A 16,799-nucleotide genomic window follows, 5' to 3' on the forward strand; every position below is an offset into this window, starting at 1 on the left:
AAGTTACGGCGGCTTTGGTAAGCCGCCGTGTAGGGTAATTCAGACCCGGAAGCGCCCAACCAGGGTCTGCAGGTAGATCCCCAGGCGCGCCAGTTCGGCACTGGAGGACGCAGTTTCTTCGCTGGCCGACGAGGTTTGTTCGGAGATGTCGCGCACATTCAACACGCTGCGGTTGATCTCTTCAGCCACGGCGCTTTGTTGCTCGGCGGCGGTGGCGATCTGCGAGTTCATGGCCTGAATGGTCGAGACAGTACGGGTGATATTGCCCAGCGCGTGGCCAGCGCGGCGCGTCAGCTCAACACTGCTCTCGGTCAGCCCGCGGCTGTTGTCCATGATGGTTGCCACCTGCTGGGTACCACTTTGCAGGCCGACGATCAGCTCTTCGATCTCTTCAGTGGACTTCTGCGTGCGCTGGGCCAGGCTGCGCACCTCGTCGGCCACCACGGCAAAGCCACGGCCGGCCTCACCGGCACGCGCGGCCTCAATGGCGGCGTTAAGGGCCAGCAGGTTGGTTTGCTGGGCTACGGATTTGATCACGTCGAGCACACTGCCGATCTTGTCGCTCTCGCGCTTGAGTTCACCCATGGCCACTGTGGAATTACCCACCTCGGTGGCCAGGCGCTCGATCTGGGCGATGGCTTCACCTACCACCTGGTCGCCTTCACGGGCTTGCTGGTCGGCAGCCACGGCGGCTTCCGAGGCCTCTTCGGCATTGCGCGCCACTTCCTGCACGGTGGCCGCCATCTCGTTCATGGCGGTGGCCACCTGGTCGGTCTCGACCTTCTGGCTGTTGACCCCGGCGCTGGTTTGTTCGGTCACGGCCGACAACTGCTCGGCGGCGCTGGCGATCTGGGTGACACCGTCGCTGATCCCGCCGATCAACTCGCGCAGGCCTACGGTCATGCTTTGCATGGCACGCTGCAATTGACCCAGTTCGTCCTGGCGGCCCGATTCCAGGTTGTGGCTCAGATCGCCGGAGGCCACACGCTCGGCGACTTTGAGGGTCTGGTTCAGGGGGATGACGATCTGGCGGGTGATGGCCCAGGCTGCGAAGATGCCGACGATCAGCGCCAGCACGGTGGCAAGCAGCAACAGGTATTTGGCCTGCGCGGCATCTGCGTCACGCACGGCGGTCTGGGAGACGGTGAGTTTTTCGCTGTGGCCCAGCAGGATGTCGCCTTGGGCGATCATGGTTTTCAGCGCAGCCGCGCTGGCGACCTGGGAATCGCGATACTGGCTGACGGCGGCGCGGTAGGCTTGCAGTGAAGCCCCGGCTTCTTGCAGGTTGGCCTGGTATTGGGCCGGCAGCTGGCCTTGCAGTTCGGTGATTTTCTTCAGGGCGTTGTCGATAGCATCCAGGGCCGGTTGCTCGGCTTCGACCTTGCCGCTGTAGGTGTAGCCGCGTACTTGGAAGCGCGATTGCTGGATCAGCTTGCTCTGCTCCACCACGCTGTTGAACTGGGTGACGCTGTCACCTTGCAGCAGGGCTTTTTCGATTTCATTGATCTTGGCGACAGCATTGTCGGCAGTGTCGCCGAGCTTGCTGCGAGCACCCTCACGCTTGAGGCCCGCCTGGACCATGGCCGCGAAGGCCTTTTTGTATTGGTTCAAGGCTTCCTGCTGTTGCTCGACCAGGGCTTTGTCGTCAGGTTGCTCGATCAGCTCGGCGGCGGTCTTCAGGCCGCTGTCGAGGTGGGCGAGCAGGCCGTCGACCTTGTCCGTGCCTTGCTCGCCACGGCGCATATCGAAGTCCAGACGTGCCAGGCGCAGGTCTTTGGTCAGGCCATTGAGGCTGGAAATGAAGCCCAGCTTGTCGCCGCGACTGATCACATCCCCCAGGCCGGTCCAGCCGGTAAAGGTGATCAACAGCGTCAGGACCAATACCAGGCCAAAGCCGACGCTCAGCTTGCGGTTGACGCTTACATTCCCCAACTTCTCGGCTAACCAACGATACATGCTGCGAACTCCCCTGGAACAAGGCTTGGACTTATTCAAAGGCTATCGGCACGGGCGCGAGATTCTGTAGCTATGCACATGATCGTTCCCACGCTCTGCTGATCGTTCCCACGCTCTGCGTGGGAATGAATGGCGTGACGCTCTGCGTCACAAGGGCGGACGCAGAGCGTCCTGAGCGGCATTCCCACGCAGAGCGTGGGAACGATCAGTCGGGGGGTTAGAACAGGCGGGCGAGCAGGGCCGTTACGGCGGTTTCGACGCGCAAAATACGTGCACCCAGTTGCACCGGCTGCAAACCGGCCTTGGCCAGCAAGTCCACTTCATAGGGAATCCAGCCGCCTTCCGGGCCGATCGCCAGGGTCACCGGTTCCTCGAGGGCTCGGGGGCAGGCTGGGTAATCGCCCGGATGGCCGATCAGGCCCAGGGTGCCAGCCGCCATGGCCGGCAGCCGATCTTCCACAAACGGCTTGAAGCGTTTCTCGATAATGATCTCGGGCAGCACCGTGTCCCGCGCTTGTTCCAGGCCGAGGATCAATTGCTCGCGCACCGCTTCAGGCTCCAGGAACGGGGTTTGCCAGAAGCTTTTTTCCACGCGGTAGCTGTTGACCAGCACCACCTTGGGCACGCCCATGGCCGCCACGGTTTGCAACACCCGGCGCAGCATCTTCGGGCGGGGCAGGGCCAGCAGCAAGGTCAGGGGTAATTTGCTCGGTGGCGGTTGGTCGAAGCTCACTTGCAGTTCGGCTTCAGCGGCTTCCAGGCGCAGCAGTTGGGCATTGCCCATCAGTCCGCCAATCCGGCCCACGCGCAGGGAGTCACCGACGGCGGCGCGGTGAACCTCCTGCATATGCACCAGGCGCCGATCACGCAGCACTACGCGGTCGGCCGCGATAAAGTCGGCCTCTTCGAGCAGTAGCAGGTTCACGGCTGGGTCGCAGGCGGCTGGTCGTCGTCGACAGGCGCGTCATCCGGGTGTTCGCCACGCTTGCTGATCAAGCCGCTGAACAGGATGCCCACTTCGAACAGCATCCACATCGGCACGGCCAACAAGGTCTGGGAGAAGATGTCCGGTGGCGTGAGGATCATGCCGACCACGAAGCAGCCGATGATCACATACGGGCGGATCTTCTTCAGGTACTTGACGTCGACCACGCCGATCCACACCAGCAACACTACCGCTACCGGAATTTCAAACGCCACGCCAAAGGCGAAGAACAGCGTCATCACGAAATCGAGGTAGCTGGTGATATCGGTCATCATTTCCACACCGGCTGGAGTCGCGGCGGCGAAGAACTTGAAGATCAGTGGGAACACCAGGAAATAGGCGAAGGCCATGCCGGTGTAGAACAGCAGGATGCTCGACACCAGCAACGGCACGGCGATGCGCTTCTCATGCTTGTAGAGGCCTGGCGCGATAAAACCCCAGATCTGATGCAGGATCACCGGGATCGCCAGGAACAGCGAGACCATCATGGTCAGCTTCAAGGGCGTCAGGAACGGCGACGACACATCGGTGGCGATCATCGTCGCGCCGGCCGGCAGGTACTGGCGCAGGGGCGTCGAGACGAAGGTGTAGATCTGCTGGGTAAAGGCGAACAGCCCGGCAAAGATGATGAAGATCGCCGCCACGCAACGCAGCAGGCGGGTACGCAGCTCGGTGAGGTGCGAGACCAGCGGCATATGCTGGTCGTTTTCCGGTTTATCAGCGCTCATGGGGCTCGCGGCGGCAATGTAGGGTCATGGGGCGCGGGCGACGCAACGGGCGTCGGCGCGGGCGTCGTAGGAGCGGGCGCTGCCGGTGCGGCGTCGGCCACAGGGGCTGGCGCGATGCTGTGCTCGGCCACCGGCGTTACCGGCTTGGCCGGCTCTTGCACCGGGGAAAGAATCTTGCGGGCTTCCTGCTCCAACGAGAGGATGTGCTCGTTGTGCAATTGCCGACGGATTTCGTCGGCACCGATTTCCCGTTCAACTTCCTGTTTGATCGCGTTGAAACTGCGCTTGAGGCGCCCGATCCACAAGCCGGCGGTGCGTGCGGCACCGGGCAGGCGTTCCGGCCCCAGTACCAGCAGGGCCACCAGGCCGACGAGCAGCAGTTCAGAGAAGCTGATACCAAACATTAGTCAGTGCTCACGAGTCTTTGCGGGTCGGCTCTTGGACCTTTTCAGCCTGCACGTCGAAGGTACGGCGCTCGGTGATCGGCTGGGTGGCCTGCGGGTGAACAGGCTGGGCCGGTGGCACCGGGTTGGCGCTTGGCTCGGCTGGCTTTTCATCATCGTTCATGGCTTTGCGAAAGCCCTTGATCGACTCGCCCACATCGGTGCCCAGGTTCTTGAGCTTCTTGGTGCCGAACACCAATACCACCACCACCAGAATGACGATCCAGTGTTTCCAGTCAAAAATGCCCATGCTTCAAATCCTCAAGTCTTACGTTATTCAGGCGGACGGGCGCGAGGCCTTCTCGGCGTGCCCGGACAAGCCGAAGCGACGGTCCAGTTCATCCAGCACGGCCTGTGGGTGCTGCCCCAGTTGGGCGAGCATCACCAGGCTATGGAACCACAAGTCTGCGGTCTCATAGATTACATCGCTGTAATCACCGCTGATTTGCGCGTCCTTGGCCGCAATGATGGTCTCGACGGATTCTTCGCCGAGTTTTTCCAGAATCTTGTTCAGACCCTTGTGGTACAGGCTGGCGACGTAGGAGCTGTCGGCATCCGCGCCTTTGCGGTCTTCCAGCACCTGGGCCACACGGTTCAGGGTATCGCTCATGTTCAGTGTCCTGCTGGGTAGATGGCGTGCGGGTCTTTGAGCACCGGCTCCACAACCTTCCATTCGCCATTCTCGAACACGCGATAGAAGCAACTGTGGCGGCCAGTGTGGCAGGCAATGCCGCCGATCTGCTCGACCTTGAGGATCACCACGTCGGCATCGCAGTCCAGGCGCAGCTCGTGCAGGGTCTGCACGTGCCCGGATTCTTCGCCCTTGCGCCACAGTTTGCCACGCGAACGTGACCAGTAGATGGCGCGCTGCTCGGCGGCGGTGAGGCTCAGGGCCTCGCGGTTCATCCAGGCCATCATCAGCACGCGCCCGGTCTTGTAGTCCTGGGCAATGGCCGGCACCAGGCCGTCACTGTCCCACTTGATCTCATCCAGCCAGTCTTTCATGTTCGGCTCCGGCAATTTGCGACAGTGTATAACCGGATGGGCTATCGACGCACGATCAGATAAACACCCACGGCGACCATGATGCCGGCTGGCCAGTGGCCCAGTTGGTTCAATGGCCCACCAATCGCCAGCATCACACCGCCCACCAGGTGCGCGGCGCCGAGCAGGCGCAGGAACCAGTCGTCCTTGCGCTTGCGCCACGGTGGCTCAGGGTCCTTGGCGTGGGGCTGGGACATGCGCTCCAGCAGGTCGCGGGTCATGTTGGCCAGGTGCGGCAGCTGTTCGAACTGGCTGTGCAGGTTGCCCAGCATGGTTTTGGGGCTCATGCGCTCGCGCATCCAGCGTTCCAGGAAGGGTTGCGCGGTGTTCCACAAGTCGAGGTCCGGGTACAGCTGGCGGCCCAGGCCTTCGATGTTCAGCAGGGTCTTCTGCAACAACACCAACTGCGGCTGTACTTCCATATTGAAACGCCGCGCGGTCTGGAACAGACGCATCAGTACCTGACCGAAGGAAATATCTTTTAACGGTTTTTCAAAGATCGGCTCGCAGACGGTACGGATCGCCGCTTCGAATTCGTTGAGCTTGGTTTCCGCCGGCACCCAACCCGAATCAATGTGCAGCTGCGCCACACGACGGTAGTCGCGCTTGAAGAAGGCAAACAGGTTGCGCGCCAGGTAATCCTGGTCTTCCGGGGTGAGGCTGCCGACGATGCCGCAGTCGATGGCGATGTACTGCGGGCTCCACGGGTTGACGGTGCTGACGAAGATGTTGCCCGGGTGCATGTCGGCGTGGAAGAAGCTGTCGCGGAACACTTGGGTGAAGAAGATTTCCACACCGCGCTCGGCCAGCATCTTCATGTCGGTGCGTTGGTCGGCCAGGGTCGCAAGGTCGGTGACCTGCACGCCGTAGATGCGCTCCATCACCAGCACTTTGGGCCGGCACCAGTCCCAATACACCTGCGGCACGTACAACAGTTGCGAGCCTTCGAAGTTGCGTCGCAATTGGCTGGCGTTGGCCGCTTCGCGCAGCAGGTCGAGTTCGTCGTAGATGGTTTTTTCGTAGTCGGCGACCACGTCCACCGGGTGCAGCAGGCGCGCATCGGCAGAGAAGCGTTCGGCCGCGCGGGCCAGGATGAACAGCCATGCCAGGTCCTGGCCGATGATCGGCTTGAGGCCTGGGCGAATGACTTTCACCACCACTTCTTCGCCGGTCTTGAGCTGCGCGGCGTGCACTTGCGCCACCGACGCCGAGGCCAGGGGCTCGACGTCGAAGCGGCTGAACACCTCGCTGATCTTCTGGCCCAGCTGTTCTTCGATCAGCGCCATCGATTGCTGCGAATCGAACGGCGGCACGCGGTCTTGCAGCAGCATCAGCTCGTCGGCGATGTCTTCGGGCAACAGGTCGCGGCGGGTGGAGAGGATCTGCCCGAACTTGATGAAGATCGGCCCCAAATCCTGCAACGCCAGGCGCAGGCTGGCGCCACGGCTCAACGGTGACGGTTTGCGCGGCAACCAGCGCCACGGCAGCACATAACGCACCGCTAGCAGGAACCATGGCAAAGGCAGGGCAAACAGCAGGTCATCGAGACGGTAGCGGATTACGACGCGCTGGATACGAAACAAACGGCGGACGGCGAGCAGCTTCATGCGTTATCGCTTGGATCAAGGGAACGGCTCAAGCGCTCGAAGCGGGCCTCGAGGCGTTCCAGGTCGATTTTGGCCTTGTCGAGCTCGCGAAAGCGCGCTTGCGCTTCCCGTTGCCCGACCAGGGTGCGCGATTCTTCGCTCAGGTATTCGGCAAGGTTCTGGTTGAGGCTGGCGAACCCTTGCTGGTACCAGCGCGAGCGGCTGCGCAGGTGCCCGCTGATCAACTGGGTGGCGACGGGGCCAATCCAGCGCGACAGTTCATATTCCCAGTCCAGCTCCAGGTCTTGCAGCACGGCGGCCAGGTCCATCAGCACCGCACTGTCGCCTTCCAGTTCCACCTCGGGGCTGTGGAGGATGGCGGTCTTGTTGCGGCTCAGTGCCAGGTGCAACAGGCTTGAGGCTGGCGCACGCAGAGTGCAATCGGCCTCAGCGGCCCATTGAGTGGCGAGCAGCAGGCCTTCATCGCTGGGCAGGATAAACAGCTGCAAGGCGGGGCTTCGGCAGTCGACGGCAATGACTTTGCCGGTCAGGTGCGCGAGCCGCGCCAGGGCGGTGCTGTCCAGGCGCAGTACACGGTTGAGGCCGTGCTCGACGCTGGCGAGAAGACCTTGCAGCAGCATCAGGGCTTGATGCCGCGGTGCAGGGCGACGATGCCGGACGTCATGTTGTGGTAGGTCACGCGGTCGAAACCGGCCTCCACCATCATCGACTTCAGGGTTTCCTGGTCCGGGTGCATGCGGATCGACTCGGCCAGGTAGCGGTAGCTCTCGGCGTCGTTGGTGATCAGCTTGCCCATCAGTGGCATGAAGGCGAACGAATAGGTGTCGTAGACCTTGGACATCAGCGCGTTGGTCGGCTTGGAGAATTCCAGCACCAGCAGGCGGCCACCCGGCTTGAGTACGCGCAGCATCGAGCGGATCGCGTCTTCCTTGTGAGTCACGTTACGCAGGCCGAACGCGATGGTCACGCAGTCGAAATGGTTGTCGGGGAAGGGCAGCTTCTCGGCATCGGCCTGAACGAACTCGATATTGCCGGCCACGCCTTTGTCGAGCAGGCGGTCGCGGCCAACCTTGAGCATCGAGCCGTTGATATCGGCCAATACCACCTGGCCGGTGGGGCCAACCAGCTTGGAGAACTTGGCCGCCAAATCGCCCGTGCCACCGGCGATGTCCAGCACCCGGTTGCCGGTGCGTACGCCCGACAACTCGATGGTGAAGCGCTTCCACAGGCGGTGCATGCCGCCGGAGAGCACATCGTTCATCAGGTCGTACTTGGCCGCCACGGAGTGGAACACCTCAGCGACTTTTTCCGCTTTCTGGCTTTCCGGGACGTTCTTGAAGCCGAAGTGAGTGGTGGGTTCGGCATCGCTGCCTTTGCGCTGATCAGTCATATCGCTGTCACCAAAAGAGAATGCGGGACATGATAATCCCCAAGGCCTACTTTGTCTTGGCAAGGCTGCAGGTAAGATAGGCGCTCATCGAGACCTTTTGCCGCATGGCGGGTGTTCTGAGTCGTTATATAGAGGAGTCATTGCAATGGCCCGTATTACCGTTGAGCGTGAACATACCCTGGGAAAAGAACAGGCGCGGGCCAAGGCTGAGCAATTGGCGCGCAAACTCGAGGATAAATATGGGGTGGAGTCTTCATGGGCTGGCGACACCCTGAAGCTCAAGCGCTCCGGGGTTAAAGGCACGGTTGCGGTGGCCGACAACTCACTGCGCATCGATGTCGAACTCGGCCTGTTGATGTCGGCCATGAGTGGCACGATAAAGTCCGAAATCGAAAAGGCCTTGGATAAAGCGTTGGCCTGACCTGGCTGCTCTTAGGGTGCCGATTCTAATTTTAAACCCTACTTTGTGCCCAAGCCCTCAACTCCTGCGGGCCGTCCTCCCCCCCTTTTTGTGTGAGGTGCACCATGGCCAAAGTTATTTTGAAGAAAAAAATCGACGTTCAAACCACTCCCCTGAGTGAGGTTAAAAGCTATGCCCGCAAGATCTGGCTGGCGGGTCTTGGTGCCTATGCGAAGGTCGGCAGTGAGGGCAGCGAGTACTTCAAAGAGCTGGTTAAGAGCGGCCAACATGTTGAAAGTAAAGGTAAAAAAGTTGTAGTTGAACAACTTGATGCCGCCAACAGTCAGATTGACCAGGTAAAGAGTAATGTCTCCGGCGTCAGGAGCCTGGTTGAAGTTCAGCTGGATAAAGTTGAAAAAGCTTTTGACACGCGTGTTGCAAGTGCCTTGAATCGAATCGGCATTGCGTCTAAACATGACGTGGAGACACTCTCTGCTAAGCTCGAAGAGCTGACGGCATTGCTCGAACGTGTCGCGCGTAAACACTAAGGAGACATCGGGATGGCTGTTAAAAAGACTACTCAGAAAGAAGGCAGCTCGTGGGTCGGGGAAGTTGAAAAATATTCCCGCAAAATCTGGCTTGCTGGTTTAGGCGTGTACTCGAAGGTTAGCAGTGACGGCGGTAAATACTTCGAGACTCTGGTCAAGGACGGCGAGAAGGCCGAGAAGTTGACCAAGAGTACAGTGGGGAAAAAAGTTGATGCGGCCAAGGCAACGGCCGGTTCCGCCAAGTCGAGTATTTCTGACACGTGGGGCAAGTTGGAAGAAACCTTCGACAAGCGCCTCAACAGTGCTATTTCGCGACTGGGCGTGCCTAGCAAGGCTGAGTTGAAAACGTTGCACAGCAAGGTCGATACCTTGACCAGGCAAATCGAAAAACTCACTGGCGCCAAAGCGGCTCCAGCCAAGACTGCCGCAGCAAAACCTGCGGCAAAACCTGCGGCAAAACCTGCGGCAAAACCAGCGGCCAAAACTGCAGCTGCAAAACCAGCAGCCAAAGCCGCTGCCAAGCCTCTGGTTAAAGCTGCCGCTAAACCGGCTGCAAAATCTGCGGCCAAGGCGCCAGCCAAAGCCGCGACGAAACCTGCGGCCAAGCCAGCGGCCAAAACAGCTGCTGCCAAACCGGCCAGCAAACCTGCCGCCAAGCCAGCGGCTGCTAAAGCAGCAGCGAAACCTGCGGCTAAACCGGCTGCTGCCAAATCCGCTGCCAAGCCAGCTTCCGCCAAACCCGCTGCCAAGCCAGCTGCGGCAAAATCCGCCGCGAAACCAGCAGCAGCCAAACCGGCGGTAAAACCTGCGGTGGCCAAAAAACCTGCCGCGGCGAAAAAGCCAGCAGCGCCAAAGCCTGCCGTGGCGGCCAAGCCGGCTCCGACTGCTTCTGCAGCCAATTCGGTGTCCGCGCCGTCGCCCACCGCTGCTACCCCGACTGCAACGCCGGTAACCCCGACGCCATCCAGTCAGTCCTGATTTTTGCGGGACCAGAAAATGCCCGGCCTATAAAGGTCGGGCATTTTTTATGGGCCACAGCAATCAGGCGTCGCGGGCGCTACACCAAGCCCATCAGTTATAAGTGATAGAAACGGTGACGGCACTGGCCAGCGTGCCGTGGGAAATCGCCGCGCCGGTTTTGTGGTAAGCCGCTTTGAGCGCCAGTACCGCCTTGCTGCTGCTCGTTGCAACCGTACGGCTACGCTGGGCCTCAGTACCGTTGGCGGGGATGATGCCTGCGCTGGCCAGCCAAAGAGCGGTGCCGCCCGAAGTTCCCGTATTGGCAAAGAGCTCTGCGTTGCCGGCGGAGGGTGTGCCAGCGAATTGAAAGATCACGTTCTTGACGTCAGAGTCGCAGTCAGCGGCAAGCTCGAAATCGTGTTCTCCAGCGGAGTCGGCACTATCGAAGTCCGACACTTTGACGGGCGGTAGAGTGATGGTGCGGTTTACATCGCCGGCGATCAGGTTGCACGTGCCCGCGTTGACCACGCCTTGGAAGGTCAGGGTGCCGGTGGTAGCAGCGAAGGCGACAGGAGCGCCCAGGCTGGCCGTGAACGCCAATAGCAGGGGCAGTATTGAGAGACGCATCGTTAATCCTCAGGGTTTCAGTTGTAGGTGATGTTGACGGTAGCGGTACTGATCAGCGTGCCTTGGCCGACCGTGCCGCTTTTGTGGTACGCAGCGCCGAGTGGCAGTACCGCGCGATTGCCGCTCACAACCAGCGTGCGTTCGTTGTCGCTGCCATTGGCAGGGATCGTTTGATTCGTTCCGTTGATACGGGAATACAGCCACAGCGCCACGCCTCCAGCGGTGCCTGTATTGGCGAAGAGCAGGTCATTTTCAGGCGAGGGCGGGCCGGAAAAACGAAAGGTGACGTTGGCGGCATCGCTGCAATTGGCCGTCAGCTCAAAGTTGTGTGCGCCAGCGTAGGGGCTGCTGTTGAAAGCACTGACCTGCACCGGGTCGAGAGCGATGGAGCGGTTGACGTCGCCTGCTTCAAGGTTGCAGGTAGCAACAGGGCTTACGAACCTGACCGAGTTGTTGAGGTTGAGCTCAAAGCGGCCCAGGCGCTGGCCTATACGGGTCATCATTGTGTATTTGTAGATGCTTCCCGCCGGCACTACCCCTCCGGTCACCGGGCCGGTTTTGTAGAAGATCGCCTCGGCATTGGTGAAGATGGGATGGCGTCCAGTGGGCAGATGATTGGTAATATTTTCAAGCGCGTAGAAGTTGGTCACTCCTCGGGCATCGGTAATTTTTATGCGGATGCCGATGCCAGGAGCCTCAGTGGAATAGATCAGGCTTGGCAATAGTTGCGGGTACCTGCGGGAGGTGACCTGTCTGAGGGTCAAGCTGTGGCAATTGAAGAAACGGCCGGGAACCACTCCACTGAATGGCTGCTGGGTGATGATGCTGCCATCGGGCAGGTTGGCCGGTACCGTAATAGTGGCCGGAAGGGAAAGGCCGTGCTCGGAGTCCATATAGCTATCGCACTCCGCCTGGGCCGCGATGGGCAGGCCAAGCACCAGCAGGGTCAAGAGGCGCGAGATCGACGGCTTCATTGTGAACTCCGTATTGTCATGGGGCTTTTGGCGGTAGGCGCTTGCGGCGCATGCTGGCAGGCACCTGCGTTCAGGTGGCGCAAGCGGTTGGTGTTCTCGGCAGTGAAACCTGTGCTCACGTCATAGCGCAGGGTGCACAGGGTCGTGGCGTCCGGGCCCCACTTGACCGTCAACTGCCCCTGCCCGCGTGACACACGCGCAAAGGCTTTGCCACCCTGGCCAACGATCCCGACGCTGGCGCCGCTTTCATCGAACACATCCGCGCCGAACGGCAATGGCGTGCCATCCTCCCGCAGCGCCGTGATCAACATGGCCTGCCCGCTGACGGTCTCGAATTGCAACTGCACCACCGAGCCGGCTCGTGGCGCGACGTTCTGAGCGGCGGTCTTGAGCTCGACATCCGTGGACAGATCCTTGGGGTCCAACTCGACCACGTTCTGGCGGTAAGGCGTGAGATTCGGCACCACGGCGAAGCCGCTTTTGCCGATCTGCGCGCTGTGGTTGCCATTGATCCGTGCGCCGAGGGCGTCGGGAGCCTGGACGATGCCGATGGTGTCGCCCAACTCTGGGGCGAAGGTCACACCGCCACGGTGGGCGACGATGCCACCGGTCATGCCCAGTGAGGTCGATTGGTACGCGTTGCTTTGGCCGTAGCTTGCCGACAGCACGCCTTGAGAGGTCTGGTATTTCATGTCGGCGCTAGTGGCATAGCCGCTGCCTTGAGCACGGCTGCTGCTCAGGCCGTAGCTCAATTCATTGCGCCCGCCAAGCGTACCGCCCAGGCTCAGGCGCTCGCCGCTGCTTTGATCGCCACGGTAGACGGTGGTGGTCAGTGTGGGCGAGCGTGCGCCGCTGCCCAGTGGCAGGCTGACGGTGAAGTCCAATTGCTTGTCGACGCGTTCGCTCAGCAAGTCCCGGGTGCGCTGCGCGCTGACGGTGTAATGCAAACCCTTCCACGTACTGCTGTAGCCGGCGGTAAACGTCAGGTTGCCATTGTTGCGGTTCCAATAGTTTTGCGAGGAGCCGGTCAGGTACACCGAGCCGTCGCCGACGCTTTGGTTGAGGCTGATGTCCATTCGGTCACGCAGGCGCGAAACGGTGTCGAGCTTGAGCCCGTCCAGCGCAAGGTCGCGGATGTGTGCTGCGTCGCTCACGCTCAAGAAGCCTTCGGTGGAGTAGCGGTAGGCGCCCAGCGCGAAGTGGGTGCCCGTATTCGCGAAGTTCTTGCTGTAGCGCAGCTGTACGCTTTGACCCGCGCGTGAACCATGCCCTGGCAGATGCGCGTTCGACTGGGTCAAGTCCAGAGAAAGTGCGCCCAACGGTGTGTTGAACGCGGCCCCCAGCAACTGTGAACGGTAATCCTCACCCATCACGGCACCGGTATAACCGGTCAGCAGATTACTCAGGCCATGCTGGTAAGTCGCTTGCATCAGCCTGGGCGGGTGGTGCAGGCCGACTTCATCGAGCAGGCCGGCACTCAGCGAATAGCGGCTGTAGCCGGGGCGCAGCAGGTTGGCGTTGGCGGCAAACGGTACGATGAACTCACGGGTACGACCGTCGGCTTCGGTGACGGTGACATTCAGGTCGCCGCCGTAACCGGTGGGGAACAGGTCCTTGAGCACGAACGGGCCGGGCGCGACGGAGACTTCATCCAGCAACACACCGCGTTGGCGTACAGTGACCCGTGCGTTGGTCTCGGCAACCCCGCGCACTACCGGGGCAAAGCCGGTCAGTGAATCGGGCAGCATCCGGTCATCGGAAGACAGGCTGGCGCCGCGCAGACGCACGCTGTCGAACAGTTCGCCGGGGGTATAGAGTTCGCCAAGCACCAGTTGGGACTTCAAGGCACTCAAATCCCGCTGCACATAGGTGGCGCTGCTTTGGTACCCCGAGACGGTATGGGTGCGGCTGTAGCTGCCGTTGTGGCGCCAGTGCCAGTTCCCCAGGTTGAGGCCGGTGTTCAGGCCGAGGTAGCTGGAGCCCTGGGTGCGCCCGCCGGTCCGCGTGGTGAAGGTATTGGTGTTGTAACGCACGAACGCGGCATCCACGCCGCCATCCCAGTGTTGCGGGTCGACGTAGCCGCGTGGCTGGCGCGCCAGGTATATCTGCGGAACTTGCAGGTCGAGGCGACTTTCACCCGAATCGAACTGGCTGCTGGCGCCGGGCAGGTAGCTGGCGATGTCGGCACAGCTGGAAAGGGCTGCTGCCTCGACGCTATCGACGATAACGCCAAACCTGAGCAGCGCCTGGGGCTCCAGGCACAGCTGGGCGGTGTCATGGCCCGCGATCTTGGAAAAGGACAGGGTTTCACGCCCGATCCACTGGCCGTTAAGGTGCACATCGGCGCGATAGCTGCCAGGCAGGACGACGTTGCCTTGGTTGAACTTGGCGATATCGACCTGCAAGCCCGCCTTGCCACCCGGAAAGAAAGCCGGATTGAATTCGACCTGTTCGGCACTCTGGGCGCTGACGGCTTGAGCGCCGCTGATCAACAGCAGGCTATGCAGGGTCCGCTTGAAGCGATGACGTGCTTTTACGCCGGTTGGCGTGTTGAAACTCATGTTCAGCATTCTCGAAAAACAGGTGTCGGTCGACTGTCGGCATAGGGCGTCCCTACCCGCGTCAGTGGGCATCGACATGAAAAAGTAGGGGCGTGGTAGCGCCAGTCAGGGCGCCCTACGCTGGAAGGTCTGTTCTGGGGGCTGTCATGGCGGGGCCTTGGCGCTATGGACGGCCTTCACGCCATAGTCATCGAGTGTCTGGAACTCTACGGTCGCCTCGGTATTGGCCGATGCTTTGAGCGTGGGCAGCTCAAAGCGCAGGCGGCCGCCGGGCAGTACCATGTTTTCACTGCCCGACGACGCGGTTTTACGCGCATGTCGTTGCCCGGACTCCAGCACCTCGACGGCTTCAAAGGTCACGTGATAGGGCGTCGGGTTGAAGACTTCCAGGCCCTGGCCCTGTGCGCTTGAGATGCGTCGCCATTGCAGTTTTCCGGGTGCCGTTTCGACTCCGTAGAGCAGGTTATGCGGACGGAAGAACAGTTTGATCCGCGAGCGAAACGCCAGCTGCAGTTGGTTGCCCTGTTGCGCATTTGGAGATTGCGCAGGCACTTCCAGCAAGTTGAACCAGAACAGGCTTTCCTGTGCGGTCGGCAAGGATTCGCCGGTATAGGCCACGCGCACCACCTGTTGCTTGCCCGGTTCCATACGGAAGATGGGCGGGGTCACCACAAAAGGAATGCCGCCCACCTGTGGCGTCGACTGCTCATCGCCATTATCCAGCCAGGTCTGGACCAATACCGGTGCCTGGTTCTTGCTCTCCAGCCTGACGGTGACCTCTTTGTCGTTCTGCGGATAAACCACGCGCGTGCTGTTGATGATCACGCTCGCCTGCAGCGCCGTTGCGCCCACCAGCGTGCAGGTCAGCAAGGTGGTCTGCGCAAAAATCGAAAATACATTCATGGTGGTTTATCCCGTGCAGCCAGGCAGCGCTGCCGAATGCCGTACGCGGGCACCGAAATCGCTGACGCTGGTGAACTCAACCTTGGCCGGGGTACGCGGACATTCGCGCAACAGCGGCAACGCAAAGCGCTTTACATCGCCGGCCGGCAGCAGCAGGCTGTCGTTGGCGCTCTGGTTCGGCGCTTTGGCAAAACGCTGGCCGGCGCTGAGCAGTTCGATAGAGGCAAGCGAGACGTGATAGGGCGTCGGGTTAGTGGCTTGCAGGGCGTAGCCGCGATCGTGGGCGATCAGTTTCCATTGCAGTTTCGAGGCTGCGTTTGCCACCGCATAAGGCAACGCTTGCGGGCGCAGGAATACGCGCAAGCGGGTGCGAAATGCCAATTCGATCTGGTTATTCTCGTCACCCTTTGCGGCACTCGGCGGCACTTCCAGTACGTTGAGCCAAAACAGGCTTTCACGATCGGCAGGCAAAGGCTCGCCCGAGTAGCGCAGGCGCAACGCCTGTTGCTGGTGCGGCTCAATGCGGAAGATTGGGGGGGACGTACTCAGCGGCGCTTTTGCAGTGGCGGCTGTTGAGTATCGGTCGCCGTCGTCCAGCCAGGTTTGCACCAATGCCGGGCGATTGCCCTTGTTTTCCAGGCGTACGATCACTTCCTGCCGTTCGGCAGGGTAGATCACCCGTGTGCCGTGGATGATGACGCCTGCCTCGGCGGCAAGTATGAACAGCAGCATTGCACCAGACACACCGGCGACAAATGTAAGACGGGCCTTCGTTTTCATCGTCTGGTCTCTTTACCCAGGGAGGAGCCCGCCTTCGCAGGCTCGCTCGCGCTTTACTCGGCGTACTCGATCATGAACCCGACCCGGGTGTTGACCTTGCCTTCGGTGGCCGGGCCGCTGGCGTACAGTTGTGCAGCCAATGGGATGGTTGCCTGGTTATCGGCGATCACCACGCCTTCGGATTTTTCGGTGTACACGTTGATCGGCGTGCCGCTGCGGCTGGTGACCTCAACCTGGACGTTTTTGGCGTTGGTGGTATCCGATGGATCGTCGTAACCATCAATGTTCAAGCGCCCAGTGGCCACGTCGATGGCCGGGCTGGTCGGATCGAAGGCAACCATGGCGGTGCGTCCGTTGGTGCAACTGCCCTCACCCGGTGCGCCGATGCGAATGGTGAAGCCGGTCAGGTTGGCACGGCTGCCTGCCGTGGCCAGGCGTGCAGCAGAGACGCCACCCAGGTTCACGTCCTTGACCACAGCCCCCGTGCCCGGAGCCGCGCCTTCGACGGTGCAGGTCACGTCGGTCACCAGTCCACTGAAGTTGATCACGCCGTCCGCGGCGTACACCGATGACGTCATCGTGGCGCTCAAGGCCAGGGCGGTTGCAACGGCAGGTAAAACGTTGGCTTTCATTCTGTTTTCGATCTCGAGTTATTGAAGTTATCCGCCGCAGGTTTAAGCGCAGTGCCTGAGGTTCTTGTCGAATTTTTTCATGGGGCGGGCTGGCATAATTTGTATCTAAAAGTGAATGCGCTCTATAGCGAAGTCTCGAGTTTTGGTTCGTGATTGTTCGAAAGCGTTTTGTTTTGTTTAGTTTTTTTCGTATGAATTTTTGGTTGGGTAAAGTTTCCTCAGTTGTTTCTGTAGGAAGTTGCCGTAAGTAAATGTAGTACT

Annotated in this window: 19 protein-coding genes; 3 read left to right on the top strand and 16 right to left on the bottom strand. The window is 60.7% G+C overall.

Features of this window, described 5'->3' with window-relative positions:
- Positions 1 to 39: 39 nt before the first annotated feature.
- From MHH62_RS26450 to ubiE, 10 genes are all read right to left on the bottom strand, one after another.
- Positions 40 to 1,956 (bottom strand): methyl-accepting chemotaxis protein, encoded by a 1,917-nt coding sequence (locus tag MHH62_RS26450; RefSeq protein ID WP_014716553.1) that lies wholly within the window; start codon positions 1,954 to 1,956, stop codon positions 40 to 42.
- A 217-nt stretch (positions 1,957 to 2,173) separates the two neighbouring features.
- The gene (locus MHH62_RS26455; protein ID WP_014716554.1) at positions 2,174 to 2,881 is read right to left on the bottom strand and encodes a 16S rRNA (uracil(1498)-N(3))-methyltransferase; all 708 of its coding nucleotides are present in this window, start codon (positions 2,879 to 2,881) and stop codon (positions 2,174 to 2,176) included.
- Positions 2,878 to 3,669 carry a twin-arginine translocase subunit TatC gene (tatC, locus tag MHH62_RS26460; RefSeq protein ID WP_003187874.1) on the bottom strand — a complete coding sequence of 264 codons (792 nt, stop codon included), beginning with the start codon at positions 3,667 to 3,669 and terminating at the stop codon, positions 2,878 to 2,880. The genes MHH62_RS26455 and tatC overlap by 4 nt, the downstream gene beginning before the upstream one ends.
- Positions 3,666 to 4,073 carry a Sec-independent protein translocase protein TatB gene (gene tatB / locus MHH62_RS26465; protein WP_003187876.1) on the bottom strand — a complete coding sequence of 136 codons (408 nt, stop codon included), beginning with the start codon at positions 4,071 to 4,073 and terminating at the stop codon, positions 3,666 to 3,668. Before tatB ends, tatC begins: the two co-directional genes overlap by 4 nt.
- Positions 4,074 to 4,083: 10 nt before the next feature.
- Positions 4,084 to 4,362, bottom strand: a complete 279-nt coding sequence (locus tag MHH62_RS26470) for a twin-arginine translocase TatA/TatE family subunit (protein ID WP_003187877.1) — start codon at positions 4,360 to 4,362, stop codon at positions 4,084 to 4,086.
- 27 nt (positions 4,363 to 4,389) lie between these two features.
- Positions 4,390 to 4,722, bottom strand: coding sequence for a phosphoribosyl-ATP diphosphatase (locus MHH62_RS26475; RefSeq protein ID WP_003187881.1), 333 nt, complete (start codon positions 4,720 to 4,722; stop codon positions 4,390 to 4,392).
- Positions 4,723 to 4,724: 2 nt separating this feature from the next.
- Positions 4,725 to 5,117, bottom strand: a complete 393-nt coding sequence (gene hisI, locus MHH62_RS26480) for a phosphoribosyl-AMP cyclohydrolase (RefSeq protein WP_003187884.1) — start codon at positions 5,115 to 5,117, stop codon at positions 4,725 to 4,727.
- A gap of 41 nt (positions 5,118 to 5,158) precedes the next feature.
- Positions 5,159 to 6,763 carry a ubiquinone biosynthesis regulatory protein kinase UbiB gene (gene ubiB / locus MHH62_RS26485; RefSeq protein ID WP_019820016.1) on the bottom strand — a complete coding sequence of 535 codons (1,605 nt, stop codon included), beginning with the start codon at positions 6,761 to 6,763 and terminating at the stop codon, positions 5,159 to 5,161.
- Complete coding sequence (locus MHH62_RS26490; RefSeq protein WP_019820017.1) at positions 6,760 to 7,383, bottom strand: SCP2 domain-containing protein; 624 nt, start codon at positions 7,381 to 7,383, stop codon at positions 6,760 to 6,762. The genes ubiB and MHH62_RS26490 overlap by 4 nt, the downstream gene beginning before the upstream one ends.
- Complete coding sequence (gene ubiE / locus MHH62_RS26495; protein ID WP_003171186.1) at positions 7,383 to 8,153, bottom strand: bifunctional demethylmenaquinone methyltransferase/2-methoxy-6-polyprenyl-1,4-benzoquinol methylase UbiE; 771 nt, start codon at positions 8,151 to 8,153, stop codon at positions 7,383 to 7,385. The genes MHH62_RS26490 and ubiE overlap by 1 nt, the downstream gene beginning before the upstream one ends.
- Before the next feature lie 145 nt (positions 8,154 to 8,298).
- Here ubiE and MHH62_RS26500 point away from each other — a divergent pair, with 145 nt between their 5' ends.
- The 3 genes from MHH62_RS26500 to MHH62_RS26510 all read left to right on the top strand — a co-directional run bounded on the left by MHH62_RS26500 (position 8,299) and on the right by MHH62_RS26510 (position 10,079).
- Positions 8,299 to 8,574, top strand: a complete 276-nt coding sequence (locus MHH62_RS26500) for a polyhydroxyalkanoic acid system family protein (RefSeq protein WP_014716557.1) — start codon at positions 8,299 to 8,301, stop codon at positions 8,572 to 8,574.
- 104 nt (positions 8,575 to 8,678) lie between these two features.
- Positions 8,679 to 9,101: a phasin family protein gene (locus MHH62_RS26505; RefSeq protein WP_014716558.1), complete on the top strand. Its 423-nt coding sequence runs from the start codon at positions 8,679 to 8,681 to the stop codon at positions 9,099 to 9,101.
- 12 nt (positions 9,102 to 9,113) lie between these two features.
- Positions 9,114 to 10,079, top strand: a complete 966-nt coding sequence (locus MHH62_RS26510) for a phasin family protein (protein WP_339232152.1) — start codon at positions 9,114 to 9,116, stop codon at positions 10,077 to 10,079.
- A 93-nt stretch (positions 10,080 to 10,172) separates the two neighbouring features.
- On the opposite strand, the gene MHH62_RS26515 is transcribed toward MHH62_RS26510, so the two are convergent.
- The 6 genes from MHH62_RS26515 to MHH62_RS26540 all read right to left on the bottom strand — a co-directional run bounded on the left by MHH62_RS26515 (position 10,173) and on the right by MHH62_RS26540 (position 16,538).
- A complete protein-coding gene (locus MHH62_RS26515) occupies positions 10,173 to 10,688 on the bottom strand; it encodes a fimbrial protein (RefSeq protein ID WP_014716560.1) in 516 nt (171 codons plus the stop codon).
- 17 nt (positions 10,689 to 10,705) lie between these two features.
- Positions 10,706 to 11,662, bottom strand: coding sequence for a fimbrial protein (locus MHH62_RS26520; protein WP_020302378.1), 957 nt, complete (start codon positions 11,660 to 11,662; stop codon positions 10,706 to 10,708).
- Positions 11,659 to 14,223 (bottom strand): fimbria/pilus outer membrane usher protein, encoded by a 2,565-nt coding sequence (locus MHH62_RS26525; RefSeq protein ID WP_339232153.1) that lies wholly within the window; start codon positions 14,221 to 14,223, stop codon positions 11,659 to 11,661. Before MHH62_RS26525 ends, MHH62_RS26520 begins: the two co-directional genes overlap by 4 nt.
- Positions 14,224 to 14,367: 144 nt before the next feature.
- Complete coding sequence (locus MHH62_RS26530) at positions 14,368 to 15,126, bottom strand: molecular chaperone (RefSeq protein WP_020302376.1); 759 nt, start codon at positions 15,124 to 15,126, stop codon at positions 14,368 to 14,370.
- A 6-nt stretch (positions 15,127 to 15,132) separates the two neighbouring features.
- A complete protein-coding gene (locus MHH62_RS26535) occupies positions 15,133 to 15,906 on the bottom strand; it encodes a fimbria/pilus periplasmic chaperone (RefSeq protein ID WP_032901829.1) in 774 nt (257 codons plus the stop codon).
- A 53-nt stretch (positions 15,907 to 15,959) separates the two neighbouring features.
- Positions 15,960 to 16,538 carry a fimbrial protein gene (locus MHH62_RS26540; RefSeq protein ID WP_014716565.1) on the bottom strand — a complete coding sequence of 193 codons (579 nt, stop codon included), beginning with the start codon at positions 16,536 to 16,538 and terminating at the stop codon, positions 15,960 to 15,962.
- Positions 16,539 to 16,799 lie beyond the last annotated feature (261 nt).

The sequence above is a fragment of the Pseudomonas sp. FSL L8-0168 genome (assembly GCF_037976155.1).
In the GTDB taxonomy this organism is placed as follows: domain Bacteria; phylum Pseudomonadota; class Gammaproteobacteria; order Pseudomonadales; family Pseudomonadaceae; genus Aquipseudomonas; species Aquipseudomonas paracarnis.